Consider the following 25,374-nt stretch of genomic DNA (forward strand, 5'->3'; position numbering starts at 1 on the left):
CGTCGCTCCAGTCGGTACAACGAGTCTGTACAACGTTGGAAGGAACGGCAGTTGGCATGACAGCACGGCTCCGGGCGCGCTGTCCAGGGCCGCGGCGCATGCCGCCGAACGCCCCGGGGGCCGGGGCGCACATCGACGCGAGGAGTGGCACGTGCGGGTGAGCCTCAAGGATGTCGCGGAACGCGCGGGCGTCTCGATCAAGACCGTCTCGAACGTGGTGAACAAGTATCAGCACGTCACCCCGGCGATGCGGGCACGGGTACAGCAGGCCATCGACGAGCTGGGCTACCGCCCGAACTTGACGGCACGTCACCTCCGCAAGGGCCGCACCGGCATCATCGCACTCGCCGTCCCCGAGCTAGGCAACCCCTACTTCGCCGAACTCGCCGGAGCCGTCATCGACGCCGCCGCCGCGCACGACTTCACCGTCCTGCTCGACCACACCCGCGGCGACCGCGAGCAGGAGGTCCTGGTCAGCCAGGGCTTCCGGGCCCGCGTCATCGACGGCCTGATCCTCAGCCCGCTGGAGCTGGAGGCGGAGGACCTGCGCGGCCGCGACGGCCGCAACGACGATGTGCCGCTGGTGCTGCTCGGCGAGCGCGAGTACGACCTGCCCTACGACCACATCGCCATCGACAACGTCGCCGCCGCGCGCGCCGCGGTGCGCCACCTGATCAGCCGCGGCCGGAGCGCCATCGCCTACCTCGGGGCCCGCACCGACTCCGCGAACCGACCCGCCCACCTGCGCCTTCAGGGCTGGCGGGCGGAGCTGGCGGCGGCCGGGATCCCCGCCCCCGAGTCCCTGGTGGGTGCGGTCGGCGGCTGGAACCGCGACGACGGGGCGAAGGCGATGGCGCGGATGCTGGACTCCGGGGTGCGGCCCGACGCGGTGTTCGCGTACAACGACCTGGTCGCGATCGGGGCGATGCGGGTGCTGCACGAGCGGGGCCTTCGGGTGCCGTGGGACGTGGCGGTGGTCGGCTTCGACGACATCGCGGAGGGGCAGTTCGGCGCCGTCACGCTGACCACGATCTCGCCCGACAAGCAGGCCATCGCCCGGCTCGCGGTGGCCTCGCTGCTGCGCAGTCTCGCGGGCGACGGGGAGCCCGGCGGGCGGACGCTGTCGGCGGAGTTCCGGCTGGTGGAGCGGGAGAGCACGCTCGGGCGCCGGTGAGTCGCGGGGGCCGTGTCCGCACGCTGGATCCGCCTGGAGCAAGACCCAAGTCCCCTCTGCCTCCGGGCGGTTCCGGCCCTCCCGGCGCGGTGCCGGTGTGCGGCGCGTGCGTGCGCGAAGGGTTTACAGCCCTCTTTCAACGATGTAAAAAGCTCCCCGTACCGCTGAGTTGACCGCAAACCCGTATCTCCCGTGAGCGCTCTCAGTGTGCGCCGGGGCCGTGCCGTTTGGGGACTCCCATGAAGCCGAACATCTTCCTTCGCCGTACCTCGGGCCGTTCCGCGGGCCGCGCCTCGGCCAGCACCCTGCTCGCCGTCGGCCTCGCCGCGAGCCTCGCGCTCACCGCCACGGGATGCGCCAAGTCCGAGGACGACGGGGCCGACTCCGGCGACTCCAAGTCCGCCGCCGACGGCGACGCGGGCCAGGTCGTCTCCTCCCCCGGCGCGGGCGGCAGGACCTGCGTGATCGGGGACTACGGCGCCAAGAAGCTGGACCTGAAGTCCGCGACGGTCGGCTTCTCGCAGTCCGAGAAGGAGGCCAACCCCTTCCGGATCGCCGAGACCGCGTCCATCAAGGCCGAGGCCGACAAGCGCGGCGTGAAGCTTCTGACGGCCAACGCGCAGTCGCAGTTCTCCAAGCAGATCAGCGACGTCCAGGACCTCATCGCCAAGGGCGCCGACCTGCTGGTCATCGCCCCGCTGAACTCCGACGGCTGGGAGCCGGTCCTGCGCCAGGCCAAGGCCAAGCACATCCCGATCGTCACCATCGACCGCAAGATCAACGCGGCCGCCTGCGAGGACTACGTGAGCTTCATCGGCTCGGACTTCGTCGAGCAGGGCAGGCGCGCCGCCGACCGCATGATCGAGGCGACCGGCGGCAAGGGCGAGATCGCGATCCTGCTCGGGGCGGCAGGCAACAACGTCACCACCGACCGCACCAAGGGCTTCCAGGAACGGCTCAAGGCCAAGGCCCCGGACCTGAAGGTCGTCTTCAAGCAGACCGGCGAGTTCGCCCGCGAGAAGGGCCAGCAGGTCACCGAGCAGCTCATCCAGTCCAAGCCGGGCATCGACGGGATCTACGCCGAGAACGACGAGATGGGCCTCGGCGCGGTCGGCGCCCTCAAGGGCGCGGGCAAGAAGGTCGGCGATGTGAAGATCGTGACGATCGACGGCACGAAGAACGCCGTGCGCGGCATCGTCGACGGCTGGATCGACGGCGTCATCGAGTCCAACCCGCGCTTCGGGCCGCTGGCCTTCAAGACCCTGGACACCTTCACCAAGGGCGGCGAGGTCGCTCAGGACATCGTCATCAAGGACAGTGCCTACACCAAGGACAACGCGAAGTCGGACCTCGGCAAGGCGTACTGACGTGCCGTCGGTGACACAGTCCGCGGCGCGGCCGGTCATGGGGGCCGCCGTGCTCTCGGTGACGGGCCTCAGCAAGACCTTTCCCGGCGTACGGGCCCTGGACGGCGTCGACTTCACGGCCCGCGCGGGCGAGGTGCACGCGCTGATCGGGGAGAACGGCGCCGGGAAGTCCACGCTCATCAAGGTCCTCACCGGCGTGTACCGGCCCGACCCGGCCGCGACGCCGGGCACGGGCGTCATCACGTACGACGGCAGCCAGGTGGAGTTCACCACGCCCCTGGCCGCCCAGCACGCGGGGATCTCCACCATCTACCAAGAGGTCAATCTGGTCCCGCTGATGAGCGTGGCCCGCAACCTCTTCCTCGGCCGCGAGCCGCGCGGCCGCCTCGGCCTGATCGACTTCCGCCGGATGCACCGCGAGGCCGAGCAAGCCCTTCACGGCCTCGGCGTCCGCGTCGACGTCCGCCGCCCGCTGCGCGAACTCGGCGTCGGCACACAGCAGATGGTGGCCCTCGCCCGCGCGGTCGCGGTCGACGCGCGCGTCGTCATCATGGACGAGCCGACCTCGTCCCTGGAACCGCGCGAGGTGGCCACACTGTTCGGCGTGATCCGGATGCTGCGCGCACGCGGCATCGCCGTGATCTACGTCAGCCACCGCCTGGACGAGCTGTACGAGGTGTGCGACACCGTGACCGTGCTGCGGGACGGCAAGTCGGTGCACAGCGGCCCGATCGCCGCCCTCGACCGGCTGCGGCTCGTCTCGCTGATGCTCGGCCGCGACATCGGCGACGTACGCGAGGAAGGCCTGACGAAGTTCAGCGGGAGCCACGACACCGAGGCCCAGCCTGTCCTGGAAGCAACGGAGCTGACGGTCCGACACCGACTGCGGGGCGTGTCCCTGGCGATCCGGCCCGGGGAGGTCGTCGGGCTCGGCGGGCTGCTCGGCTCCGGGCGCAGCGAGACCGCGAAGGCCATCGCGGGGGCGCTGCCACCTGACTCCGGCCGGGTGGTGGTCGCCGGGGTGGCCGTGCGCACCGGCTCCACGCCCGCCGCGATCCGGGCGGGGGTGAGCCTGCTGCCCGAGGACCGCAAGGCCGAGGGCATCGTGCCGGGCCTCTCGGTGCGCGAGAACATCGCGCTCGCCGCCCTTCCGGGACTGTCCCGGTTCGGCCTGGTGGACGAGGCCCGCATCGACCGCGTCGTGGACACCTTCATGAAGCGCCTGCGCATCAAGGCGTCCGGACCGCACCAGCGGGTCGGTGAGCTCTCCGGCGGCAACCAGCAGAAGGTCCTCCTCGCCCGCTGGCTCGCCATGAACCCGAAGGTGCTGCTCCTGGACGAGCCGACGCGCGGCATCGACGTCGGCGCGAAGGCCGAGGTGCAGAAGCTCATCGACGAGCTGGCCGACGACGGGCTCGGCGTGCTGCTGATCTCCTCGGACGTGGAGGAGCTGATCGAGGGCAGCGACCGCGTGGTGGTCCTCAAGGACGGCGCGGTCGTCGAGGAACTCACCGGCGACGCCGTCACGGAGGACCGCCTGATGCGCGCCATCGCGGCCGCGCCCGCCGGGCAGGCCACTCCCACCGCCGCCCCCGCCCCACCTGGAGGTGACGATGACTGACCTCAGCCTCGGCGGCCGCACCCGCGTCGACCGCGACCGCCTCCTGCGCCTGCTCCAGGACTACGGCGTCCATCTGGGCGTCGCCGTCCTGCTCCTGGTGAACATCGCCATCACCCCGCACTTCCTGTCCGCCGAGAACTTCCGCACCCAGGCCGTCCAGGTGGCGCCCGTCCTGATCGTCGCGCTCGGCATGGCCCTCGCCATCGGCAGCGAGGGCGTGGACCTGTCGGTCGGCTCGGTGATGGCGCTCTCCACGTCCCTGCTCTCCCTGTATCTCGGCTACGGCATGTGGATCGCGCTGCTCGTCGCCGTGCTCGGCGGAGTCGCCGTCGGCGTCGCGAACGGCGCCCTGATCGCCTTCATCGGCGTCCAGCCGATCGTCGCCACGCTCGCGTTGATGGTGGCGGGCCGTGGCCTCGCCCAGGTCCTGCTGCCCCAGCTCAAGGACGTCCACGACCCGACGATGGCCTCGCTCGGCTCCGGCGACCTCCTCGGCGTCCCCTACCTGGTGCTCATCGCGGTGGCGCTCGCCCTGCTCGTCGCGTTCGTCGTCCGCCGCACGACCTTCGGCCGCCAGTTGCTCGCGATCGGCGACAGCCGCCCCGCGGCCAGACTCGCCGGACTGCCCGTGCGCCGCGTCCTCGTCCTCGTGTACGTGTGCTCGGGCGCCCTCGCCGCGATCGCGGGCGTCCTCGCGACCGCGCGCCTGACCGCCAGCGACCCGACGTCGCTCGGCAATCTGATGGAGCTGTCCGCGATCACCGCGGTCGTCGTCGGCGGCACCCCGCTCAGCGGCGGCCGGGTCCGCGTCGGCGGCACCGTCGCGGGCGCCGTCCTGATCCAGTTGCTCACGGCCACCCTCATCAAGCACGACCTGCCGCCGTCGTGGACGCAGATCGCGCAGGCAGTGGTGATCGTCCTGGCCGTGTACGCGGCCCGCGAGAGGGGAAAGCGATGACGGTCGGCACGGAGAGCCCGGTCGCGCCCATGAACACACTCCCGCAGGACGAACCGCTCGGCGCGACGCGCTCGGAGCGCCTCAGCGCGCTGGCCCAGCAGCACGGCGCCCTGGTCACCCTGGTGATCGCCGTCCTCGCCGCCTGGCTGTCCTTCGACACGTTCATGACGACCGACAACACGCAGAACATGGCGGTGTCCTCGGCATTCCTGGCCGTCGTCGCGCTCGGCATGACGTTCGTGATCGTCACGGGCGGCATCGACCTGTCCGTGGGCTCGCTGTTCGCGCTCGGCGGCGTGCTCGCGGCATGGGGCTCGCGGTACGGCACGGCGGTGGCGCTGCTGCTCCCGCTCGCGGTGTGCGGACTCATCGGACTGGTGAACGGCCTGCTGATCGCCCGGTCCCGGCTCGCCCCGTTCATCGTGACGCTGGCCGCGCTGCTCGGCGCGCGCGGCATCCTGCTGGCCGTCACCGACGAGGGCTCCAAGACGTACCTCGTCGACAAGGACTCCTTCTTCGCGACCCTCGGCCAGGGCAAGCTGCTCGGCATCGGCGCGCCCGTGTGGATCACGGCGGGCCTGTTCGTGGCGGGCGCCGTGGTGCTGCGGCGCACCCGTTTCGGGCAGTACGTGTACGCGGTCGGCGGCAACGAGGACGCTGCGGCGCTCATGGGCGCGCCCGTGGCCCGCACGAAGACGGCCGTCTACACGCTGTCCGGCCTGTGCGCGGGCCTCGCGGGCGCGCTCAACGCGGCCTGGCTGGCGTCCGGCGTGACCATCCTCGGCTCCGGCATGGAGCTGGAGGCGATCTCCGCCGTCGTCATCGGCGGCACGCTCCTGTCCGGCGGTTTCGGCTTCCTCAGCGGCTCCCTCGTCGGCGTACTGCTGCTGAAGGTCATCCAGAACGTCATCAACCAGATCGGCTCCCTGGACTCCGCCTACCAACAGGTCGTCAGCGGCGGGTTCCTGGCCGTGGTCGTCATCGCGCAGACCTGGCTCGGGCGCAGGAGGCGGGTGCTGTAGGAGTACGGCGGACGGCGGGTGCTCTAGGGGTACGTGGGTGACGCGCCGTCGAGCGCCACCCGCTGCCCCTTCCCGAGCGCGATCACCCCGCCCTGCGACACCGTGTACAGCTCCTCGTCCCGCTCCGGGTTCACGCCGATGGTGGCGCCGGGCGGGACGTCGACGTTCTTGTCGAGGACGGCACCGCGCACCACCGCACCCCGGCCGACGCGGACGTTGTCGTGCAGCACCGAGCCCTGGACCACGGCGCCCTCGTCGATGCTCACCCCGGGCGAGAGGACGGAGCGGGTGACCTGGCCGCGGATGACGCAGCCGGGGCTGACCACGGACTCGCTCGCGATGCCGCCCGCGCAGAACTTGGCGGGCGGGAGCTGGCCTGAGTGGGTGTAGATGGGCCAGCGGCGGTTGTCCAGGTTGAAGGCGGGCTGGTCGGAGATCAGGTCCATGTGGGCTTCGTAGTACGTGTCCAGGGTGCCCACGTCGCGCCAGTAGCCGTGGTCGCGGGGGGTCTCGCCGGGGACGTGGTTGTCGCCGAAGTCGTAGACCTGCGCCACGCCGCGCTCGGTGAGGGACGGCAGGATCGAACCGCCCATGTCGTGCACGGAGTCCGGGTCCTCGGCGTCCCGCTGCAACGCGTCCACCAGGGCCTTGGTCGTGAAGATGTAGTTGCCCATGGAGGCGAGCACCTGGTGCGGGGAGCCGGGCAGGCCGGGCGGGCTCGCGGGCTTCTCCAGGAAGCTCTCCACGCGGGTGCCGTCCCCGGCCGGGGTGATGATGCCGAACTGCGAGGCGTCCGCGCGCGGCACGCGGATCCCGGCGACCGTGACGCCGGCGCCGGACTCGATGTGCCGGGCCAGCATCTGGCGCGGGTCCATGCGGTACACGTGGTCGGCGCCGAACACCGCGATGTAGTCGGGCTGTTCGTCGTGCACGAGGTTCAGGGACTGCAGGATGGCGTCGGCGCTGCCCAGGTACCAGCGGGGGCCGAGGCGCTGCTGGGCGGGGACGGGGGTGACGTAGTTGCCGAGCAGGCTCGACATCCGCCAGGTGGTGGAGACGTGCCGGTCCAGGGAGTGCGACTTGTACTGCGTGAGGACGCAGATCCGCAGGATGTCGCCGTTGACGAGGTTGGAGAGCACGAAGTCGACGAGCCGGTACGTCCCGCCGAAGGTCACCGCCGGTTTCGCCCGGTCGGCCGTGAGCGGCATCAGCCGTTTGCCCTCCCCGCCCGCGAGCACGATCCCAAGGACCGAAGGTCCACCGCGCATGGCCGCCCCCTGCCGCTCTAGGACTTGAGTAACCCTGTGACGCCCTCGTACACATCGAGCGTGCGCCGCGCCACCGCGCCCCAGCCGAACTCGCGCTCCGCGCGGTGGCGTCCGGCCGCGCCCATCGCCCCGGCCCGGCGCGGGTCGGCGGCGAGGTGGTTGAGGAGCACGGCCAGGTCGTGCTCGAAACGTTCCGGCTGGCGCGCGTCGTAGGGCACGAGGAGACCCGTCGTGCCGTCGGAGACGACCTCCGGGATGCCGCCGACGCGCGAGGCCACGACGGCGGTGCCGCACGCCATCGCCTCCAGGTTGACGATGCCGAGCGGCTCGTACACCGACGGGCACACGAACACCGCCGCGTGGGTGAGGAGTTGGACGACCTCGGCGCGGGGCAGCATGCGCGGGATCCAGGTGACGCCGTCGCGGGTGCGGCCGAGCTCCTCGAAGAGGCTGCGGAACTCCCGGTCGATCTCCGGGGTGTCGGGGGCGCCCGCGCACAGCACGAGCTGGACGCCGGGGTCCAGGTGCCGGGCGGCGCGCAGCAGATGGGGCACGCCCTTCTGGCGGGTGATGCGGCCGACGAACAGCACATAGGGGCGGGCCTCGTCGATGCCGTTCCGGTGCAGGGCGCTGGTGCCCGGGTCGGGGCGGTACACGTCGGTGTCGATGCCGTTGTGGACGACGTGCACCTTCGCCGGGTCGACGGCCGGGTAGCAGCCGAGGATGTCCTCGCGCATGCCCCGGGAGACGGCGACGACGGCGTCGGCGGCCTCGATGGCGGTGCGTTCGGCCCAGCTGGAGAGGGCGTAGCCGCCGCCGAGCTGCTCGGCCTTCCAGGGGCGCAGCGGCTCCAGGGAGTGCGTGGTCATGACGTGCGGGATGCCGTGCAGGAGGTTGCCGACGTGCCCGGCGAGGTTGGCGTACCAGGTGTGGGAGTGGACGAGGTCGCGGCCCGCGAGCGCGGCCGCCATCGACAGGTCCACGGAGAGGGTGCGCAGCGCGTCGTTGGCGGTGTCGAGGTCCGCCCAGGCGCGGTGGCGCACGACGCCGTCGGCCGAGCCCTCGCCCCAGCAGTGCACGTCGAGGTCGGTGAGCTTTCGTAACTCCCGCGCCAAGAACTCGACATGGACGCCCGCGCCGCCGTAGACGTCCGGCGGGTACTCGCGGGTGAGCAGTCCCACTTTCACGAGCGGAGCCCCCCGTCGTCGGCCGGCTCCCTCATGGTCACCCAGACGCCGCTCCGTGGGAAGACCGCTGCGGGGGCCGGTCGAAACAGCAGTCGCCGCACAGGCCGCCATTCGGACAGCGGTAGTAGAGGCAGCAGCTGCGTCGCCTGAACGCGGTCCCCCGGAGGGTTCCGGTTCCGGCGAGGGAGGGGTGGGCGAAGAGTTCGGCGGCGAGGCCCAGGGCCCGTTCCCCCACGTCGGGGCGGCCCTCGCGGGCGGCCCAGGCGTGCAGTTCGCGGGCCGCTCCGGCGAGGGCCGAACCGGCGTTGCCGCGCAAAAGGGCCGGGGAGATCCGGAAGCGGGCGCGCAGGGCGGTGGCGAGCGGCGCGAGGTGCCGGTCGTGGACGACCTCGTGGACGCGGGCGGCGTCGGCCGGAAACGTACGGTCGCCGGTGAGCCGCAGATCGTCGGGCGAGGTGCCGTCCGCGTCCCACAGCAGCCGCTCCGGGTCCAGGTCGGGCACGCGCCCGTACAGCGCCGCGGGCCCGAGCGCCAGGGACCACAGCCGGGCGGCGAGGCCGAGCTGCGCCACCGAGGCGGCGACGCGGTCCTCGGGGGCGGCGAGGCGGGCGGCGACCTTGGCCACCCGGAAGGCGATCGGGTCACCCTCCGCGTCCGTCCCGTCACTCGCGTAGCAACTTGCCAGCGGCACATGGCGCCCGCCGCCAGCCTGTCCCATCCTGAGAGAGAAGAAGCCGCCCACGGACCCGACGACGGCCCAGTCGATTCCGCGCTCCCGATACTCCTGAGTAGTCACCAGAGCAGTACAGCAGGCCACCGATTCCCAGGGGCAACCAGACCTGGGGAGGACATGGAGGGGGTCGTACTCCATCGGTAGTAGGACAGATTGACTGCTCAGGGACGACGACTTGGCGCGCTCCGCGCGACATTGTGGTGAACATGGAAGCCGACCGCTCGCCGCACCGGGCACACCGGATGCGCAGGGATCCCGCCGACCGTTCCGCACGGTCGTGCCGCGCGCCCGGGAGCACCTCATGAGTGCCCTCGCGCTGTCCATCGTGCTCTCCCTGATCTCCGCCGTGGCCTACGCGGGCGGGGCGATCATCCAGGAGCAGGTGGCGGCCAAGTCCGCGGAGCAGCAGTACGCTCCCCTGCGCAACGGCGCCTGGTGGATCGCCGTGGTCCTGAACGGCCTCGGCGGCCTGCTGCACGTGGTGGCGCTCGCCTACGGGCCGCTGAGCCTGGTGCAGCCGCTCGGCGCCCTGACGATCGTGTTCGCGCTGCCGATGGCGGCGGTGTTCGTCCGCCGCAAGGCAGGTTCCACGGCCTGGCGCGGCGCGATCATGGCGACGGTGGGCCTGGTCGGGATGCTCTCGCTGACGCAGGCGACCGCCTCGCAGTCGCTCGCCGACGCCGAGCGGGTCGGGCTCGCGCTCGGCACCGGTGGCGCGGTCGTCACGCTGATGCTCCTGGCGCACGCCGCCCACCGGCACCCCGCGGTGCGCGGGATGCTGCTCGCCACGGCCGCGGGCATCGCCTTCGGCATCTCCTCGGTGTTCACCAAGACGGTCGCGGTGGACTGGGACGCGCACGAGCCGCTGACGCGGCAGGTGCCGAGCCTCGCGGTCATCGCGGTCCTCGCGGTCAGCGGGCTGCTCCTCTCGCAGGCCTCCTACCGGGGCGCGGGCCTCGCGGCGCCGCTGTCGGCGGTGACCGTCGTGAACCCGGTGATCGCGGCCGCGGTCGGGCTCACCCTGTTCGGAGAATCCTTCCGCTACGGCACGGCGGGCACGGCCGTCGCCCTGGCCTGCGGCGTCGTCGCGGCGGGCGGGCTCATCCTGCTGACGACGGAACGTATCAGCGCCCCGCACCAGAGCAACGCGCCCGCCACGACGAGCGAACGCCCCACAGGCGCCGGGACGGGCACCCAGCTCCTCGACCGCCCCTTGGACAGCCTGGACGGCACCGACACCGACGCCACCGCGTCGCCGTCACCCGCCGCCCGCACGGCCGACGACACCAAGGTCACCGAGCAGCGCAGGCCCGTCCACGACGAACGCCCCCGGACCGAGCCGGGCCGCCGCCCGCTGACCGGCGAACAGCCCGCTCCGGAACAGCATCTGGTGCCCGAGCCCCTGACCGCGATGCCGCTCCAGCCGCCGTCGATGAAGACGACGTTCCCGCGGGCGTCGCTGACGCGGCCCGCGCGGGAGCAGCACAGCGTGCCCTGAGCGCGCGACAGCCGCTGCCGAGCCCGCGCGGGGCCCTGAGCCCGTGCGCCGAGCGGAGCCTCAGATACGCACCCCGCGCGCCCGCAAGTACGCCAGCGGATCCACGTCCGCGCCGAAGCCGGGGCCCGTCCTGATCTCGAAGTGCAGGTGCGGCCCGGTGCTGTTGCCGGTCGAGCCGGAGCGGCCGATGCGCTGGCCGGGGCCGACCTTCTGCCCGGCCTTCACCGTGAGCGCCGACAGATGGGCGTACTGCGAGTACTTGCCGTCGGTGTGCCGGATGACGACCTGGTAGCCGTAGCTGCCGCCCCATCCGGACGAGACGACCGTGCCCGAGGCGACGGCCTTCACGGACGTGCCGGTGGGCACGGGGAAGTCGACGCCCGTGTGATAGCCCTTCGACCAGGAGCTGCCCGTGGCGTGGTACGGCGTGCCGATGGAGCCGGAGACGGGTGCGGTCGCGCCGGACGAGGACGTGGCGGCCTCGGCCTTCTGCCGCCCCGCGGGCGCGGTGTCCCGCTTCGGCTTGGGCGCGGGCTTGTGCTCCTTGGCCGGCGGGTGCGCCCGCTCGGGCCTGCGCTCCTGCTTCTTCTCGGGCTTCTTCTCGTCGTGCTGCACGGGCCGCTTCTCCGGGCGCTTCTCGCGCTCGGGCGGCGTGCGGCGCTCCGGCGGGCGCACGGGGGCCTTGCCCCGCTCCGCGCCGCGCAGCGAGAGCCGCTGGCCGGGTGTGATGAGGTCCGGGTCGGCGCCGATGGAGCGGCGGTTGTTCTCGTACAGCTGCGGCCAGCCGCCCCGGACGCGGCGCTCCTCAGCGATGCCGGAGAGGGTGTCGCCGCGGACGACCGTGTACATCCGGGCGGTGCCCGCGGTGGACTGCGGTGTCACCTCGGGCTTGACGTCACGGACGGTGCGCTTGGGGGTCTTGGGGGCGCCGTCGGTCTTCGCCGCGCCGGTCGCCTTCTGCTGCTGCGGGGCGGTGGCGGGCCTGATGTCGGGGCTGTCGCCGCCGCGGGTGAGGCCCGCGCGCTGGGAGCACACCGGCCAGGCGCCGGGGCCCTGGCCGTCGAGGACCTTCTCGGCGACGGCGATCTGCTGGCTCTTGGTGGCGAGGTCGGCGCGCGAGGCGTAGGCCGTGCCCCCGTAGGCCTCCCAGGTGGACTGGGTGAACTGGAGGCCGCCGTAGAAGCCGTTGCCGGTGTTGATGCTCCAGTTGTTGGTGGACTCGCAGGCCGCGACCTTGTTCCAGGTGTCCACGTCCGCGGCGTGGCCCGTGCCGGCGGACATCAGCGGCAGGGCGATGCCGGCCCCGCCCGCCGTGACCGTGAGCGAGGCACGGTTGATCCGGCTCGGCTGGTACCGGCGATGCCGGCCTCGTAAGGCCATGAAAGCCCCCTCAGACACACGTCGGACTGGTCACACGTTCAGCCACAGGACAAGGCCGCAAGCTAGCCGGTCGGCCATGGGCGTGACAAGAGTACGGCGCCGAGGGGGCTTTGCACGGGGTGGTTCCGAGTCACTTTCCCAAATGCCCCGCAAGCCACCGGAGTTGCACGTCTTCCTGATAAGGTCCGCCACCTTCATGGTCGTTGAAGGAGTACACCTCCATCGAACGTTCCGCCCCCGCATAGGAGTTGAATGCGGCGAAAACGGTGGACGGCGGGCAGGTCTCGTCCTCCAGGGCGGCGGAGAAAAGCGCGGGCGCACGACCGCGCGCGGCGAAGTGCACCCCGTCGAAGTACGAAAGCGTCCGGAACACCCGCTCGTCCCGGCCGATCCGGGTCCGCAGATACTGGGCGATCTCCTGGTACGGCAGCCGCTCCGAGAGCGTCACCGCGCGCGGGAAGTCGCACAGGAACGGCACGTCGGGGGCGATCGCCGCGAGGTCGCCGACCAGCCCGCCGACGGCGATGGAGATGCCGCCGCCCTGGCTGCCGCCTACCGCGGCGACGCGTGCGGCGTCCACCAGGGGGTGACTGCGGGCGGCCTCGACGGCGCGCACGCCGTCGGTGAACACGCGCCGGTAGTAGTAGTCGTGCGGGTCGTCGATGCCGCGGGTCAGGTAGCCAGGGTGCGCGGGACCGCTGCCCACCGGGTCCGGCGTGTCCCCCGCGGAGCCGCTGCTTGCCTGCCCCCGCGTGTCCATCACGAAGTGCGCGTACCCGGCGGCCGACCACAGCAGCCGCTGGTGCGGCAGCCCCCGCCCGCCCCCGTACCCGATGTACTCCACGATCGCGGGCAGCGGCCCGGTCGCCCCCGCGGGGACCAGGAGCCAGCCCTTGACCGGCTGCCCGCCGAAGCCCGCGTACGTCACGTCGAACACCTCGACCGTCGCCAGGGGCGTCGCGACCCGCTCGAACCGCGCGTTCAGATCGTGTGCACGCGCGGCCGAAAGGGTCTTCTCCCAGAACGCGTCGAAGTCGTCCGGCTCGGGCAATTCCGGACGGTATCGGCGGAGTTCCTCCAAGGGCAGGTCGAAATGGGGCACGGGCGGCTCCTTCTTCGGACACGGTGTCGGGAAGTCACGGTACGCCGCCGGGTGATACTGGCGCACAGATGCGATACCTCGGTTTACCCAGGAACTCAGGAGCCAGAGCATGAGTGCTTCAGCGCAGATCGGTGTCACGGGACTCGCGGTGATGGGGCGCAACCTCGCCCGCAATTTCGCCCGCAACGGCTACACGGTCGCGGTGCACAACCGCACGGCGGCCAAGACCCGTGCCCTCGTCGAGGAGTTCGGCCACGAGGGCGAGTTCGTCGCCGCCGAGTCCGCCGAGGATTTCGTCGCGGCCCTGGAGCGCCCGCGCCGCCTTGTCGTCATGGTCAAGGCCGGGGAGCCCACGGACGCGGTCATCAAGGAGTTCGCGCCGCTGCTCGAGCCCGGCGACATGATCGTGGACGGCGGCAACGCGCACTTCGCGGACACCCGGCGGCGCGAGCGCGAGCTGCGCGAGCAGGGCATCCACTTCGTCGGTACGGGTGTGTCCGGCGGTGAGGAGGGCGCCCTGAACGGCCCGAGCATCATGCCGGGCGGCTCCAAGGAGTCCTACGAGGCGCTCGGACCGATGTTGGAGAAGATCTCCGCGAAGGCCGCCGACGGCAGCCCCTGCACGGCGCACATCGGCCCGGACGGCGCCGGTCACTTCGTGAAGATGGTGCACAACGGCATCGAGTACGCGGACATGCAGCTGATCGCCGAGGCGTACCAACTGCTGCGTGACGTCGCCGGATACTCCCCCGCCGAGATCGCGGACATCTTCCGCACCTGGAACACCGGCCGCCTCGACTCCTACCTGATCGAGATCACCGCCGAGGTCCTCGCGCACGTCGACGCCGCGACCGGCGAGCCGTTCGTGGACGTCGTCCAGGACCAGGCGGAGCAGAAGGGCACCGGCCGCTGGACCGTGCAGATCGCCCTCGACCTCGGTGTGCCGGTGTCGGGCATCGCGGAGGCGGTGTTCGCCCGTTCGCTGTCCGGTCACAAGGACCTGCGCGACGCCTCCCGCGGCCTCGCGGGCCCGAAGGCGGAGCCGCTCGACAAGGAGGAGGCGGCCGCGTTCGCCGACCAGGTCGAGCAGGCGCTGTACGCGTCCAAGATCGTGTCGTACACGCAGGGCTTCCACGAGATCGCTGCGGGCAGCGACGAGTACGACTGGGACATCGACCTGGGTCAGGTCGCCTCGATCTGGCGCGGCGGCTGCATCATCCGGGCCGCGTTCCTCGACCGCATCCGCGCCGCCTACGACGCGCGCGCCGACCTGCCGAGCCTGCTCGCCGACGAGGGCTTCGCGCGGGAGATCGGCGAGGCCCAGGACGACTGGCGTGCCGTCCTGGTCGCCGCGACGCTCCAGGGCGTCCCCGCACCGGGCTTCGCCGCGGCCCTCGCCTACTACGACGCGCTGCGCGCCGACCGGCTCCCGGCCGCGCTCACGCAGGGGCAGCGGGACTACTTCGGGGCGCACACCTACCGGCGCACGGACCGGGAAGGGTCGTTCCACACGCTGTGGGGCGGCGACCGCTCCGAGGTGTCCGCCTAGCGCTCGGTCACATGGGTGACGGCTCGGGCTCCGGCGGTACGGGGTCCGGGCCGGGGCCCGGCGGCCTCGGCACCGGGGACGGCGACGGCTCCGGCAGCGGCACGGGGTCCGGGACGGGGCGCGGCGGCCCGCCCGGGTCGGGCGCGGGGCCGGGGCCCGGCGTCGGGTCCGGGTGGGGGCCCGGGGTGGGTCCGGGCGGTACGGGGTCGGGGAACGGGTGGGTCATGGTTCCTCCAGCGGATCGGAGGCGGGTCGCGCCCGGGGCCGGAACCGGCCCACGGGAGACCCGGAGGGCCGGGCCACGGGCGTCTCCACTCTCTCCCGCCTCGCGTGCCCACGCCCGGCGAGTCCACGCGTCCCCGTCCCGGTGATCCGGGCCACCCGGGCTCCCGCGGACCCGGGGCACCCGATCGGCGTACGGCGGCGCCAGGTCAGTCGCGAACGCGGCTGAGGCGTACGACGGGGATGTCCCGGGTGGTCTTCCGGCGGTAGTCGGCGTACGGGGCGAAGACGTCGACGAGGTGCGGCCAGACGCGTTCCTTTTCCTCGGCCGAAAGGGTCTCCGCGCGGGCGTCGAACCGCTCGGTGCCCACGCGCAGCCGGACGTCGGGCTCGTCGCGCAGGTTCAGGTACCACAGCGGGTGCGTGTCGGCGCCGCCGTTGGACGCCACGATCAGATGGTCGTCGCCGTCGCGGCCGTAGATGAGGACGGTGCGCCGCCACTGCCCGGAGCGGCGGCCCCGGTAGTCGAGCAGCAGACAGGGAGCGCCCTGGACGACGGCGCCCTTCGTCCCGCCCGACTCCTCGTACAGACGGGCCTGTTCGGCCACCCAGCCCGTCGGACTGATCACGGCTTCTTCGGGTGAGGTCATGGTCGAACCCTAGGCGGGGCTCCTGCGCGGACGCCTCATGCCTGGGGGTGATCCGTCCGCCGCACGGCGGCCGGTTCCGGCGCGGGTCGCGCCGCGGTGTGCCCGCACAGGCGTGCGGCTTCGCGCAGGCCGGTGCGGGGGCTGCTCAGCACGGGTGTTCCTGCGGGCGCGCGGTCGGCCGCCTCGGCCATGGAAGCCTGCGCGAGGAGGACCGCGCCGACCAAGCCCGCGATCCGCTCGACGGCGTCGGCGACGAGCCCGAGGTACCCCGCCCGGTCCCCCGCATCGAACCGCTCCCAGGCGCCGTCCACCAGGACGGTCCGGATGTCGACGGGCCGTCCCGCGCGGGCGGCCTCCTCGCGCACGAGGGCAGCGGTCGGCTCCAGGGTCGAGGCGACCGTGGCGACGACGGCGACGGCCGGGCCCGCGCGCACCGCGGCAGCCGCCATGGGCCGGTCGACGCGCAGCACGGGCACTCCCGTGGCGGCGGCGCGCGCCTCGGCGACACCGCCGATGGTCGAGCAGGTGCACAGCACGGCGTCGGCGCCCTCGGCGGCCTCGACGAGCGCCGCGCGGACGGCGTCGGCGACGGCGTCGGGGCCCTCGGCGCGGGCGCGCGCGAGCAGTTCCTCGTGGACGAGGTGGCGCAGCGTGAGGCCCGGGTGGTCCGCGTCGCGCAGGGCGTCGAAGACGGGGATGTGCGCGGGCGAGGTGTGCAGGAGCGCCAGGGTCACCACGCCGACGGGTCCGCCTCGGCCTTGGCGAGGGCGGCCTCGACGAGCGCGGCGGGCGGGGCCGGTGCCTCGTCCGGATGGCGCTCGGCCCACTTGGCGACGTATGGGCACAGCGGTACGACGGCGCGGCCCTCGCGGGCGGCGATCGCGTACAGCTCCCGGGCGAGGGCGCCCGCGATGCCCCGGCCCGCGTGCGCGGACGGCACCTCCGTGTGCACGGGCACGAGGGCGGGCGCGGGCTCGGACAGCGTGAAGTAGACGATCTCGCCGACGACTTGGCCGTCCTCGCGGGCCCGCAGGGCTCCGTCGGTCCGGTCGTCGTGGATGCCGATGGCTCCGCCGGTGTCACTCATCGCCGCTCCTCACCTTGTCCGTACCTTGTCCGTCCCACGGGACGGTGCCCGACCTGTCGGGGCCGGGCCGTGTCCGTCCCACCGAGGGCGCCCGTCCCGCAGGGGGGTGTCCTTCCAACGGGCCGTGTCCTGGCCGTGTCCACGCCGTGTCCAACCTACGAGGCCACCCAGCCCCGCGCCTGCGCCAGGTCGAGGACGCAGGCCCTGACCCGCTTGATCTGGTCGCCCGTCAGCGAGCCCACCGAGTCGAGCAGGGCCTCGGTCAGCTCCTGGCTGAAGGCGTCGGCCGCCGAGGCGGTGCGCTCGCCGTCGGCGGCAGCGGCGGGGCGCGCGGCGAGGCCGCCGCGGGGCAGCTGGTGCGAGGTGGACTGGTGGACCAGGCGGATGTTGGACGCCTTGGGCCCCTTCTCCCCCATCTCCAGGAAGAACTCGACCTGGCTTCCCTCCTGGTAGAGGTACTTCTCGTCCACCAGGTCGTTCGCGTGCATGAACACGTCCTCGTCGCCCACCTCGGGGGCGATGAACCCGTAACCGCGGACCTCGTCGAACCGCAGGACCTTCCCCGCCGTCAGCACAGCCATGCCAGCACACCTCACCACACGCCACACGGGGGGGCATCACCCTGTGTGAGCCCCCACAACCGAATGAATCTGTAGCCCGAACCTACCTTGTCGGGCCTGGGAGATCGACGGCCGCCCGCACCCCAGGTGCTCCCGCAGCACGGTTTCGGCGCTGGCCACGGCCCCCTCGATCGAGCCGGGGTCGGACGTCCAGCAGTCGCTGACGATGTGCACCGCCTCGCCGGGCAGCGGCCGGCGGACGCGCGGCGCGATCTCGTCGGGGTCGTGCCCGGGCCGCCACACGTGCCAGGCCCCGTCGTGCGGCGGCAGGTTCCAGTCCTGCCAGCGCACGGACAGCGGGGCCTCGATGCGGGGCAGGCCGTGCATCCGCTCCAGGAGGCGCTGGGCACGCTCGACCAGGGCCGGGCCGGGGTCGGTGCGGGCGGCACCGGGATCGCAGGGGACGGCACCGGCCTCGCGCAACGCGTCCCAGGTCTTCGTGGCGGGCCCGCTGGGGTAGGCGGCGAGGAGCAGCGCGGGGCCGTCGGCGCGGGCGGGGCCTGGGGGCGGGCAGGTGCCGCCGTACCAGAGCTGCCGCAGCGGCAGGTCCGTCGTGGCGCGGCCACGGGTCATGCCGAGGCCGCGCCACCACGCCGTCCGGTACAGCAGGAAGAGCTTGTGCGCGGGCACGGCCTCGACCGCCGCCAGGTCCGCGCGCAGCCGGGGTGTGAACGGCAGCCCGTCCCCGTCGAGCCGCAGCAGGGGGCCCTGGGGCAGGGCGAGGACGACGGTGTGCGCGTGGACGTGGGCGTACGCGCCGGTGGCGCGGCCTTCGGGGTCCTCCAGGGCGAACGTCAGGCGGTAGCGGGGGCGGCGGGTGTCCCGGGGTGCGGTGCCGTCGGGCGCGGCGCGGTCGTGGCGCGGCTCCGCGCGCTCGACGCGCAGGAGCCGGTGGCCGAGGCGCAGGGTGCCGCCCGCCGCCGTGAAGCGGTCGCGCAGGGCGAGGGGCAGGCTCTGCATGCCGCGGCGCAGCGTCAGATACGCGGCGCGGGGCGGGGTGCGGAAGAGGATGCCGAGCTGTTCGGCGGCGTTCTCCCGGCTGTACGCCACGTCGTAGCCGCCGGTGTCGTGGAGGAGCGCGACCGCCTCGGCCCCGAGCACGGCCCGCAGGGCGTCGGCGTACGTGGTCCACCGCAGGGGCTGTCCTCCGACGGTCGCCCGGCCGCGGCGGGTGCGGAACGCGGTGGCGCACCGGGCGGCGCGCTCCGTGTCGCCCCGTTCCAGGGCCTCGTGGTGGCGGCGGCGCAGTGCGGTGAAGCCGGGGACGAGCGCGTCGGCCGCGCGGAGCACGAGGTCGCCGGGGCTCAGGCCGCGTTCGCCGCCCGCGAGGTGGTACGGGATGCTCCCGGCGTCGGCCAGGTGGCGCTGGCGCAGGGTCACGCCGCGTATGTGGGTGGGGTTCTCGGGGCGTCCGAAGTCGAAGGGCACGAGGTCGCCCGTGAGTCCTGCCTCGTCGACGACGTCGAGGACCTGCCGCAGTCCGCTGTGCAGGCGCATCGCCCCGAGGTCGGCGTACAGGCCGTCGCCCATGGGGACCGACCACAGCCGTCCACCCACGCGGTGCGCGCGTTCGAAGAGCGCCACACGACCGGGGTGGAATTCACCGGCGCGTTCCCGGTGCCGGGCGAGGCGGGACGCCAGGAGACAGCCGCTGATTCCGGCTCCGACTATCGCCGTGTCGAGTTCGGGAACGGCCGGTAATGGCTGGCGAGTTCGCGCCGTCGACGGCGTGGTCATGTTTGCCACTGCATGGTTTACCGCACTCTGTTGTTGATCTACAGTCGCGCTCACGTACACGTCTTAGCACATTCCGCCCCCGCGCTTCTTGCCGCCTGGGGACGCACGCCTGAGCCGCTGGAGAAACCGCATGATCTTCCGCAAAGATGTCGTCGCCGAAACCGCGGGCGCCTATGACACGTTCGCCGCCTACTTCCAGGACGTCCGGTCGTTCTTCGAGGTTCTCAGCGTGCGTTTCAGTCTGCCCGAGTACGGGGTGCGGCTGCGCCCCATAGCCGGGAACGAACTGTTCTCGAATGCCAACAGCTATCTGCTGTCCGACGACAGTTCGTACCCCTACTACCTGTGGCTGCCGAGCTGGCTGGGCCGGTTCTACATCGACGCCGACCGGATCTCGGACGGCAGCAGCGCCGACGACGTGCGCACCGCCGACGCCCGCCACATCGCGTTCGTGTGGCCGTGGCTCGGCTTCAACGACGCCTACGTCAAGGACGCCGCGGAGCCCGAGTGTTGGTTCGGCGTGGCGGAGCCCCGGCCGCAGGACCCGCGGGAGACGGTGCGCACGACGGCGCAGAGCCTGTTCAACCACTTCCGTCTGGAGCACACCCTCGACGGCGAGGACCAGGGCTGGCTGACCGGGCACTTCACGCCGGACCCGGAGATCGGCTGCAATCTCACGGGCCGCTGGCATCTGCGCCGGGTGCCGCTCTCGGCGCTCACGAGCTACTACGAGGTCGAGCGGAACGTCATCCAGCCGCTCGGCGAGAAGTTCAGCGCGCTCGCGTCCGGCCCCCTTCCGTACGCGCCGAACGGGCAGCAGCCGCAAGGGCACCCCGAGCCGGTGCCGACTGCTGTGCGGTCGTGAACTTCCCCCACTTCCACGGAGTGAGACACCCCGGCGATAGGGGTTATTGAGGGGTACTACGGGGCTATCCGAACCCCGCGCGGCCGCAGAACAATCTCACAAGTCAGAGGTGTCAAGACGAGAGGTGACCCATGCGAGGAATCGACAGCACCATCTCCGCCATCACGTTGAACTCCGTCCACCTCGAAGGCGGTCCGAGTACGCTTTCGGGGAATGTCGTCCTCGCCGAGTTGAACGAAGTGATCTGCTCCGCCGAGAAGATCAAGATTCGGCACGGAAATGGCTACGAGCACTACGAGTTCATTGACGCGCCGGTCACGCTCGACGCGGCTTCGCTCGACGACGCGTCGGGGCCGCTGAAACTGCGCTGGGTCGGCCGCACGAAAATCGCCGAGTAGCAGCCGAGCGGAACTCACCAGCAGGGTCACGCTCTTCGAGAACCCCCACGAGAAAGGGCCCCCACCGCTTTCGCGGTGGGGGCCCTTTCTCGTGCGGACCGGACCCGGGGGGGAATCCGGTCCCGTCAGTCGCCGCGTCCCTGGGGCCGGTGGGACGCGTACGGGCTGCCGCCCTGGGCGGGCACCGGCTGCTGGTGTCCGGCGCCCGGCGGGGTGCCCTGGCGCGGCGGCTCCTGCCGGATGCGGCGCGGCCACCACGCGGCCCGGCCGAGCAGGGCGGTGAGGGCGGGTGTGAAGAACATGGCCATCACGAAGGCCCCGATGACGATGCCGAAGGCCACCGCGAACCCGATCTGGGCGAGCGACACATCGCTGGCGAGCAGCATCGACGCGAACGTGCCCGCGAGGATCACACCGGCAGCGGCCACCGTCGGGCCCGCGTGCTGGATGCTCTTGGCGGTGGCCTCACGCGGTCCGAGGCCTTCCTTCGCCTCCTCGCGCAGGCGCGCGACCATCAGGATGTTGTAGTCGGTGCCGATGGCCACGACGAACAAGTACATGATCACGGGCAGGAAGAAGGTCAGGCCCGACTGGCCCTCGATCTGCTGGAAGAGGATGACGCTCGCGCCGAGGGTCGCGCCGAAGCCGAGGGCCACGGAGATCATCAGGTAGATCGGTGCGACGATGCTGCGCAGCAGCAGGCCGAGGATGAGCATGATGAGCACGGCCGCGGTCGGGAACACCACGGAGAAGTCCCGGTTGACGGCCTTGTTGATGTCGACGAACACCGAGGTGACGCCGCCGACCTTGGTCTCGGTGCCGGGCGGCGCGGCCTCGTGGGCCGTGGTCCGCAGCGGGCCGCGGACGACGTCCATGGCCTTGCGGCCGTTCGGGTCCATGGTCAGCACGGCGTTGAACTCGGCCACCGTGCCGTCCTTGCTGAGCTGCGCACGCGAGGCGCTGCCCACGCCCTCGACCTGCTTCAGCTTGCCGACGAAGGCCTTCATGTCGCCCTCGTCCAGCTTCTCGCCGTTCGTGGAGCGCATCAGGACGGTGCTGGGGTTGGTGCTGCCCGCCGGCAGGTCCTGGCTCATGGCGTGCAGGGCGACCTGCGACTCCTTCTTGGAGTTCTCGTCCTCCTGGCTCGCGAAGGTCGGCTTGTAGCCGAACGAACCCAGCGCGAGAACGATCATGAGCAGGCCGGAGCCGATGACGAACAGGCCGGGGCGGCGCGCCACGGACTTGCCCACGGCCTCGAAGCGGGCCGCGCGCGGCTCCCGCTGCCAGGACTTGGACGGCCAGAACACCTTGGTGCCCATCAGCGAGATGATCGCCGGGATCAGGGTGAGGCTGGCGAGCAGGGTCACGCCGATGGCGATGGCCAGGGCCGGGCCCATGGAGACGAGGAAGCTGAGCGAGGAGAGCAGCAGCGCCAGGAAGCAGACGATGACGGCACCGGCGGCCGAGGCGATGGCCTCGCCGACCCGGCCGACGGCGGAGATCATCGCGGTCTTCGGGTCCTCACCGAGCCGCAGCCGCTCCCGGTAGCGGAACATCAGGAACAGGATGTAGTCGGTGCCGACGCCGAAGAGCACCACGATCAGCAGCGAGGACACCGAACTGTCGGCCTTGAGGTGGAACTCCTTGGCGGCGGTCGCGATCAGGCCGTTGGCGATCTGGGCGACCAGCGTGATGCCGACGATGGTGAGGACGGTGATCGTGGGACTGCGGAAGATGATCGTCATCAGGACGACGATCAGGACGATGGTGCCGATGAAGATCAGCCCGTCGGCCTTCTTGGACGCTTCCTCGTTGTCGAGCTGAGTGGCCGCGTCACCGGTGACGCCGTACTTCAGCCCGGAGTCGGCGACCAGCGGCTTGAGGTCGTCGCGCATGTCCTCGACCGCGTGCTGCTGGCTCTTGTCGCCCGCCTTCACGTCGGCCATCGACACCATCACCGTCTGCACCTTCTTGTGCGGTGACGGCGGCGCGGTGATGACCTGCTCGACCTTGTCGTACTTCTTGGCCTGCAGCGCCTTGCCGACCTTGGTGACCTTTGCCGAGTCGGCCTTGTCCAGGGGCTTGCCGTCCGCACGCGTGAAGACCACGATCGCGGAGGGGCTGAAGCCCCTCGGGAACGCCTTCTCCTGGATCTTCTGCGCCTGGATCGACTCGTAGTGCTTGGGAAGGAACTCGGCCTGATCGGTTGTGGTGGTCAGCGACGGGGCGTAGCCGATCACGGCCGCCCCGGCGATGAGCCAGCCGATGATCACCAGCCAGCGGTGGCCGACGACGAAACGTCCTAGTGCTTTGAACACGGTTCCTTCCTCCACTCCGGATCACACCGAAGTACTTGGTCTTGCGGGGGCTTGAGGTGCGGCTCGGTGCTAGTCGCGGTGCTTGCTCGGGTCGGTCGGCGCGCCGCAGAAGGGGGCGACGAGGCCGGGCAGCGCCTCCTCCGCGAAACGGAGCCCGTCGGCGACGCCGACGTCGCGTATGCGGACGGCGCCTTTCCCGGCCGCGGTGGTGGCGGTCAGCGTGCACAGTCCGGCGCGGCGCTGCGTGTACGTCTGTCTGCCGGTCCAGCCGACGACGCGGTCGCGCCGCAGCACCACCGTGCGCCGGACGAACGTGCCTTGTCGTACGACGAGGTAGTCGCCGCACAGCGCGTGGCCGAGGCCGCGGTAGGCGTCCACCGCGAGCGGCGCCCCGCAGACCGCGGTGAGCGCCGCGGCCACGGGGGCGGCCCACCAGGGCAGCGCTCCGGCGACCGTGCCGGCCCCGGCCAGGGCGGCGGCCCCTGCCGGGGCCCACAGGCAACCGCGCACCAGACGGCGGCGCAGCGCGGGCCGGGGGTGGCCGCGCAGCACTGCCTGAGTGGTCGGCGACGCGGCCTCGTTGAGGACGTCGGCCGTGATCTGGTGCGCGGAGTTCAGGGGCGCGGCCGGGATCAGCTGGGCCGGGCCGAACGCGCCGGGGAACTGGGTGCCGCGGCCGCCGAGCCCGGTGGCCAGGAGGGTCAGCCGCCCGGCGGCGAGCAGCCGCAGGGGCAGCGGGCGGCTCAGCTCCACCCCACAGATCCGCCGCTCGGCCACGGACACCGACCGGGAGGTGAGCAGGCCGCGGCTGAGGTGCAGGGCGCCTTCCGGCTCGCGTTCGACGCGGTGTCCGTACCAGGCCTCGGCGAACGTCACGAGGGAGCCCGCGACGCCGACGGCGACCAGCACCAGCGTCACGACGGCGATCGCCACGGCGAGCGGCACGGCGGCCAGCCAGTCCCAGACGCTCCGCGCGGTGCCGCTGTCGGTGACGTCGAGCCCGAGGGTGTCCAGGAGCTTGGAGACACCGGTGACCACGGCGAGGACCCCGGCGAAGGTGGTGACGGTCAGCGGCGCGTAGCGGGCCCAGGACCAGCGCGTCCGCGCGAGCGGCACCGGCAGCGCGGGGGCCTCACCGCCGGTGTCCCGCCCCTCGGCGCGGCTCAGCAGCAGCGCCCGGAACTGGACCGCCTGCTCGCGCGAGATCCCGTCGAGCACCAGCTCGTCGTCCTCGCTGCGGGCGGTGTGCTGCCCGGTGCCGACCTTGACGGCCGCGAGCCCGAAAAGTCGGTGCACGGGGTTCGCGGTCAGGTCGGCGCTGCGGACGCGGTCGCGGGGAATCGACTTGTCGGTACGGAAGAACAGCCCGGAGTGCAGCTCGACCTTGCTGTCGGTGATCCGGAAGCGGGTGGTGCGGTAGCGCACCCACTCGTGTCCGGCCTGGACGCCCGCCACCACGATGTAGGAGCCGAGCACGATCAGACCGTGGGTGTTGAGCAGGTCACGGGCCACGAGGATGGCGCCGAGCAGGGGCACGGCCGGGCCCACGAGCCAGCTGACGCTGACCACGATCATGCGCGGGTGCAGTCGCTGCCACGGCTGCTCCGCGGTCGGCGGCTGCTGGTTCGGCACGTCGAGCACCGGTGTACGCACGGTCACGTGCCGTCCTCACGCAGGGCGCGGACGCGCTCGGTGAGGTCCTGGACCAGTTCCTCGGCCAGGCGCCGGTCCAGGCCGACGATGGTGACCGGGCCCGCCGCCGACGCGGTCGTCACGGTCACCGCGGACAGCCCGAAGAGCTGCATCAGCGGGCCGCGCTTGGTGTCGAGGGTCTGGATGCGGGTGAACGGCACGACCCGCCATTCGCGGGTGAGCCAACCGAAGGTGGCGCACACGGCGTCGTCACCCGCCTCCCAGCGGTGCACGCGGTAGCGGTACCAGGGCGTGAGCAGCGCGTAGCCGACGCCGAGGGGGCACAGGACCGCGAAGACGGGCCACAGCCAGGACGGGGCGTCGGGGATCAGCGCCGCGGCCACGAGGGCGGCCAGCACCGGCACGACGACCAGGAGGTTCTGCGTCAGCCACCAAGAGACGGCACGCCGGTCCGGGCGGCGGGCGGGCCGCGGCACACCGAGCGGGAGCGGAACATGAGCGTCCGCATGTGACGCCTCCGCCCCGGCCCGCGCTGCCTGCCGCATCTGCTGTGGCACTGCCCCTCCGCCCCTGTGGCTGTCGTTGTCCCACCAGCCAAACAACCGGGGCGGGGAGCGAGGCAGAGCGCTTCGTGTGCAGTGGAAGCGACCAAGGTTGCAACTTCGGGAGCGCGCTACCCACTTTCGTACGCTCCGCTGTTTCGTATGGACCACGTCCGCTTCGTGGGCGTGTGGGCGACAGTAGGGTGACCGCGTGACAGGGCCGATTCGATGGTTGGGCCGCAGCGCCGTTCAGGACACCATCCTCGTCGCCACTCTCATCGCACTCAACGTCTTCGTTGCCTTTTGGAGCGGCTTTCCCCGGGAAGAGCATCCGCGGTTTGGGCCGTGGGCGGGGTTGGGGTTGCAGGTGGTTGTGGTGGTGGTGTTGGTGGTGCGGCGGGTGTGGCCGTTGTTTGTGTTGGG

The 25,374-nt window shown here is 72.1% G+C and carries 24 protein-coding genes; 10 read left to right on the forward strand and 14 right to left on the reverse strand.

Going from position 1 to position 25,374, the window contains the following annotated elements; genetic code table 11:
- The first annotated feature begins 151 nt into the window (after positions 1–151).
- The 5 genes from ACZ6BG_RS31625 to ACZ6BG_RS31645 all read left to right on the forward strand — a co-directional run bounded on the left by ACZ6BG_RS31625 (position 152) and on the right by ACZ6BG_RS31645 (position 6,142).
- Complete coding sequence (locus ACZ6BG_RS31625; protein WP_469007661.1) at positions 152–1,174, forward strand: LacI family DNA-binding transcriptional regulator; 1,023 nt, start codon at positions 152–154, stop codon at positions 1,172–1,174.
- A gap of 239 nt (positions 1,175–1,413) precedes the next feature.
- The gene (locus tag ACZ6BG_RS31630) at positions 1,414–2,541 is read left to right on the forward strand and encodes an ABC transporter substrate-binding protein (RefSeq protein ID WP_469007662.1); all 1,128 of its coding nucleotides are present in this window, start codon (positions 1,414–1,416) and stop codon (positions 2,539–2,541) included.
- A 49-nt stretch (positions 2,542–2,590) separates the two neighbouring features.
- Entirely contained in the window at positions 2,591–4,162 is a 1,572-nt protein-coding gene (locus ACZ6BG_RS31635; RefSeq protein ID WP_469007700.1) for a sugar ABC transporter ATP-binding protein, read from the forward strand.
- On the forward strand, positions 4,155–5,120 hold the full coding sequence (locus ACZ6BG_RS31640) for an ABC transporter permease (protein WP_469007663.1): 966 nt from the start codon (positions 4,155–4,157) through the stop codon (positions 5,118–5,120). Before ACZ6BG_RS31635 ends, ACZ6BG_RS31640 begins: the two co-directional genes overlap by 8 nt.
- Positions 5,117–6,142, forward strand: a complete 1,026-nt coding sequence (locus ACZ6BG_RS31645; RefSeq protein ID WP_469007664.1) for an ABC transporter permease — start codon at positions 5,117–5,119, stop codon at positions 6,140–6,142. Before ACZ6BG_RS31640 ends, ACZ6BG_RS31645 begins: the two co-directional genes overlap by 4 nt.
- Before the next feature lie 23 nt (positions 6,143–6,165).
- On the opposite strand, the gene glgC is transcribed toward ACZ6BG_RS31645, so the two are convergent.
- Genes glgC through ACZ6BG_RS31660 form a run of 3 tightly spaced genes read right to left on the reverse strand, consistent with a single transcriptional unit; the run spans position 6,166 to position 9,315 of the window.
- A complete protein-coding gene (glgC, locus tag ACZ6BG_RS31650) occupies positions 6,166–7,410 on the reverse strand; it encodes a glucose-1-phosphate adenylyltransferase (RefSeq protein ID WP_469007665.1) in 1,245 nt (414 codons plus the stop codon).
- A gap of 17 nt (positions 7,411–7,427) precedes the next feature.
- Complete coding sequence (gene glgA / locus ACZ6BG_RS31655) at positions 7,428–8,597, reverse strand: glycogen synthase (protein WP_469007666.1); 1,170 nt, start codon at positions 8,595–8,597, stop codon at positions 7,428–7,430.
- A gap of 37 nt (positions 8,598–8,634) precedes the next feature.
- Complete coding sequence (locus ACZ6BG_RS31660) at positions 8,635–9,315, reverse strand: (2Fe-2S)-binding protein (protein ID WP_469007701.1); 681 nt, start codon at positions 9,313–9,315, stop codon at positions 8,635–8,637.
- Positions 9,316–9,631: 316 nt separating this feature from the next.
- Here ACZ6BG_RS31660 and ACZ6BG_RS31665 point away from each other — a divergent pair, with 316 nt between their 5' ends.
- On the forward strand, positions 9,632–10,828 hold the full coding sequence (locus tag ACZ6BG_RS31665) for a DMT family transporter (protein ID WP_469007667.1): 1,197 nt from the start codon (positions 9,632–9,634) through the stop codon (positions 10,826–10,828).
- A 60-nt stretch (positions 10,829–10,888) separates the two neighbouring features.
- Here ACZ6BG_RS31665 and ACZ6BG_RS31670 read toward each other — a convergent pair whose 3' ends face one another.
- Both ACZ6BG_RS31670 and ACZ6BG_RS31675 read right to left on the reverse strand, forming a co-directional pair.
- Positions 10,889–12,208, reverse strand: coding sequence for a transglycosylase family protein (locus ACZ6BG_RS31670; protein ID WP_469007668.1), 1,320 nt, complete (start codon positions 12,206–12,208; stop codon positions 10,889–10,891).
- A gap of 130 nt (positions 12,209–12,338) precedes the next feature.
- Positions 12,339–13,310: an acetylxylan esterase gene (locus tag ACZ6BG_RS31675; protein ID WP_469007669.1), complete on the reverse strand. Its 972-nt coding sequence runs from the start codon at positions 13,308–13,310 to the stop codon at positions 12,339–12,341.
- A 109-nt stretch (positions 13,311–13,419) separates the two neighbouring features.
- Between ACZ6BG_RS31675 and gndA the strand changes: the two genes are divergently transcribed.
- Complete coding sequence (gene gndA, locus ACZ6BG_RS31680) at positions 13,420–14,859, forward strand: NADP-dependent phosphogluconate dehydrogenase (RefSeq protein ID WP_469007670.1); 1,440 nt, start codon at positions 13,420–13,422, stop codon at positions 14,857–14,859.
- 7 nt (positions 14,860–14,866) lie between these two features.
- Here gndA and ACZ6BG_RS31685 read toward each other — a convergent pair whose 3' ends face one another.
- The 6 genes from ACZ6BG_RS31685 to ACZ6BG_RS31710 all read right to left on the reverse strand — a co-directional run bounded on the left by ACZ6BG_RS31685 (position 14,867) and on the right by ACZ6BG_RS31710 (position 19,175).
- The gene (locus tag ACZ6BG_RS31685) at positions 14,867–15,085 is read right to left on the reverse strand and encodes a hypothetical protein (protein ID WP_380843630.1); all 219 of its coding nucleotides are present in this window, start codon (positions 15,083–15,085) and stop codon (positions 14,867–14,869) included.
- Positions 15,086–15,290: 205 nt separating this feature from the next.
- Entirely contained in the window at positions 15,291–15,731 is a 441-nt protein-coding gene (locus ACZ6BG_RS31690) for a nitroreductase family deazaflavin-dependent oxidoreductase (protein WP_469007671.1), read from the reverse strand.
- A 35-nt stretch (positions 15,732–15,766) separates the two neighbouring features.
- Complete coding sequence (locus tag ACZ6BG_RS31695; protein WP_469007702.1) at positions 15,767–16,465, reverse strand: aspartate/glutamate racemase family protein; 699 nt, start codon at positions 16,463–16,465, stop codon at positions 15,767–15,769.
- Positions 16,462–16,818, reverse strand: coding sequence for a GNAT family N-acetyltransferase (locus ACZ6BG_RS31700; protein ID WP_469007672.1), 357 nt, complete (start codon positions 16,816–16,818; stop codon positions 16,462–16,464). The genes ACZ6BG_RS31695 and ACZ6BG_RS31700 overlap by 4 nt, the downstream gene beginning before the upstream one ends.
- Positions 16,819–16,973: 155 nt before the next feature.
- Complete coding sequence (locus ACZ6BG_RS31705; RefSeq protein ID WP_469007703.1) at positions 16,974–17,393, reverse strand: cold-shock protein; 420 nt, start codon at positions 17,391–17,393, stop codon at positions 16,974–16,976.
- A gap of 42 nt (positions 17,394–17,435) precedes the next feature.
- The gene (locus ACZ6BG_RS31710; RefSeq protein ID WP_469007673.1) at positions 17,436–19,175 is read right to left on the reverse strand and encodes a flavin monoamine oxidase family protein; all 1,740 of its coding nucleotides are present in this window, start codon (positions 19,173–19,175) and stop codon (positions 17,436–17,438) included.
- A gap of 130 nt (positions 19,176–19,305) precedes the next feature.
- On the opposite strand from ACZ6BG_RS31710, the gene ACZ6BG_RS31715 reads away from it, so the two are divergent.
- Both ACZ6BG_RS31715 and ACZ6BG_RS31720 read left to right on the forward strand, forming a co-directional pair.
- Positions 19,306–20,040, forward strand: a complete 735-nt coding sequence (locus tag ACZ6BG_RS31715) for a hypothetical protein (protein WP_469007674.1) — start codon at positions 19,306–19,308, stop codon at positions 20,038–20,040.
- Between the two features lie 131 nt (positions 20,041–20,171).
- Entirely contained in the window at positions 20,172–20,438 is a 267-nt protein-coding gene (locus ACZ6BG_RS31720; RefSeq protein WP_405652471.1) for a DUF5988 family protein, read from the forward strand.
- A gap of 125 nt (positions 20,439–20,563) precedes the next feature.
- On the opposite strand, the gene ACZ6BG_RS31725 is transcribed toward ACZ6BG_RS31720, so the two are convergent.
- From ACZ6BG_RS31725 to ACZ6BG_RS31735, 3 genes are all read right to left on the reverse strand, one after another.
- Positions 20,564–22,756, reverse strand: coding sequence for an MMPL family transporter (locus ACZ6BG_RS31725; RefSeq protein WP_469007675.1), 2,193 nt, complete (start codon positions 22,754–22,756; stop codon positions 20,564–20,566).
- Positions 22,757–22,825: 69 nt separating this feature from the next.
- Positions 22,826–24,415, reverse strand: a complete 1,590-nt coding sequence (locus ACZ6BG_RS31730) for a PH domain-containing protein (RefSeq protein WP_469007676.1) — start codon at positions 24,413–24,415, stop codon at positions 22,826–22,828.
- The gene (locus ACZ6BG_RS31735; protein ID WP_469007677.1) at positions 24,412–24,966 is read right to left on the reverse strand and encodes a PH domain-containing protein; all 555 of its coding nucleotides are present in this window, start codon (positions 24,964–24,966) and stop codon (positions 24,412–24,414) included. Before ACZ6BG_RS31735 ends, ACZ6BG_RS31730 begins: the two co-directional genes overlap by 4 nt.
- Before the next feature lie 196 nt (positions 24,967–25,162).
- On the opposite strand from ACZ6BG_RS31735, the gene ACZ6BG_RS31740 reads away from it, so the two are divergent.
- Positions 25,163–25,374, forward strand: a 212-nt coding sequence (locus ACZ6BG_RS31740) for a hypothetical protein (protein WP_380839950.1), incomplete at its 3' end; no start/stop codon positions are given.

The sequence above is a fragment of the Streptomyces sp. NPDC041205 genome (assembly GCF_055591765.1).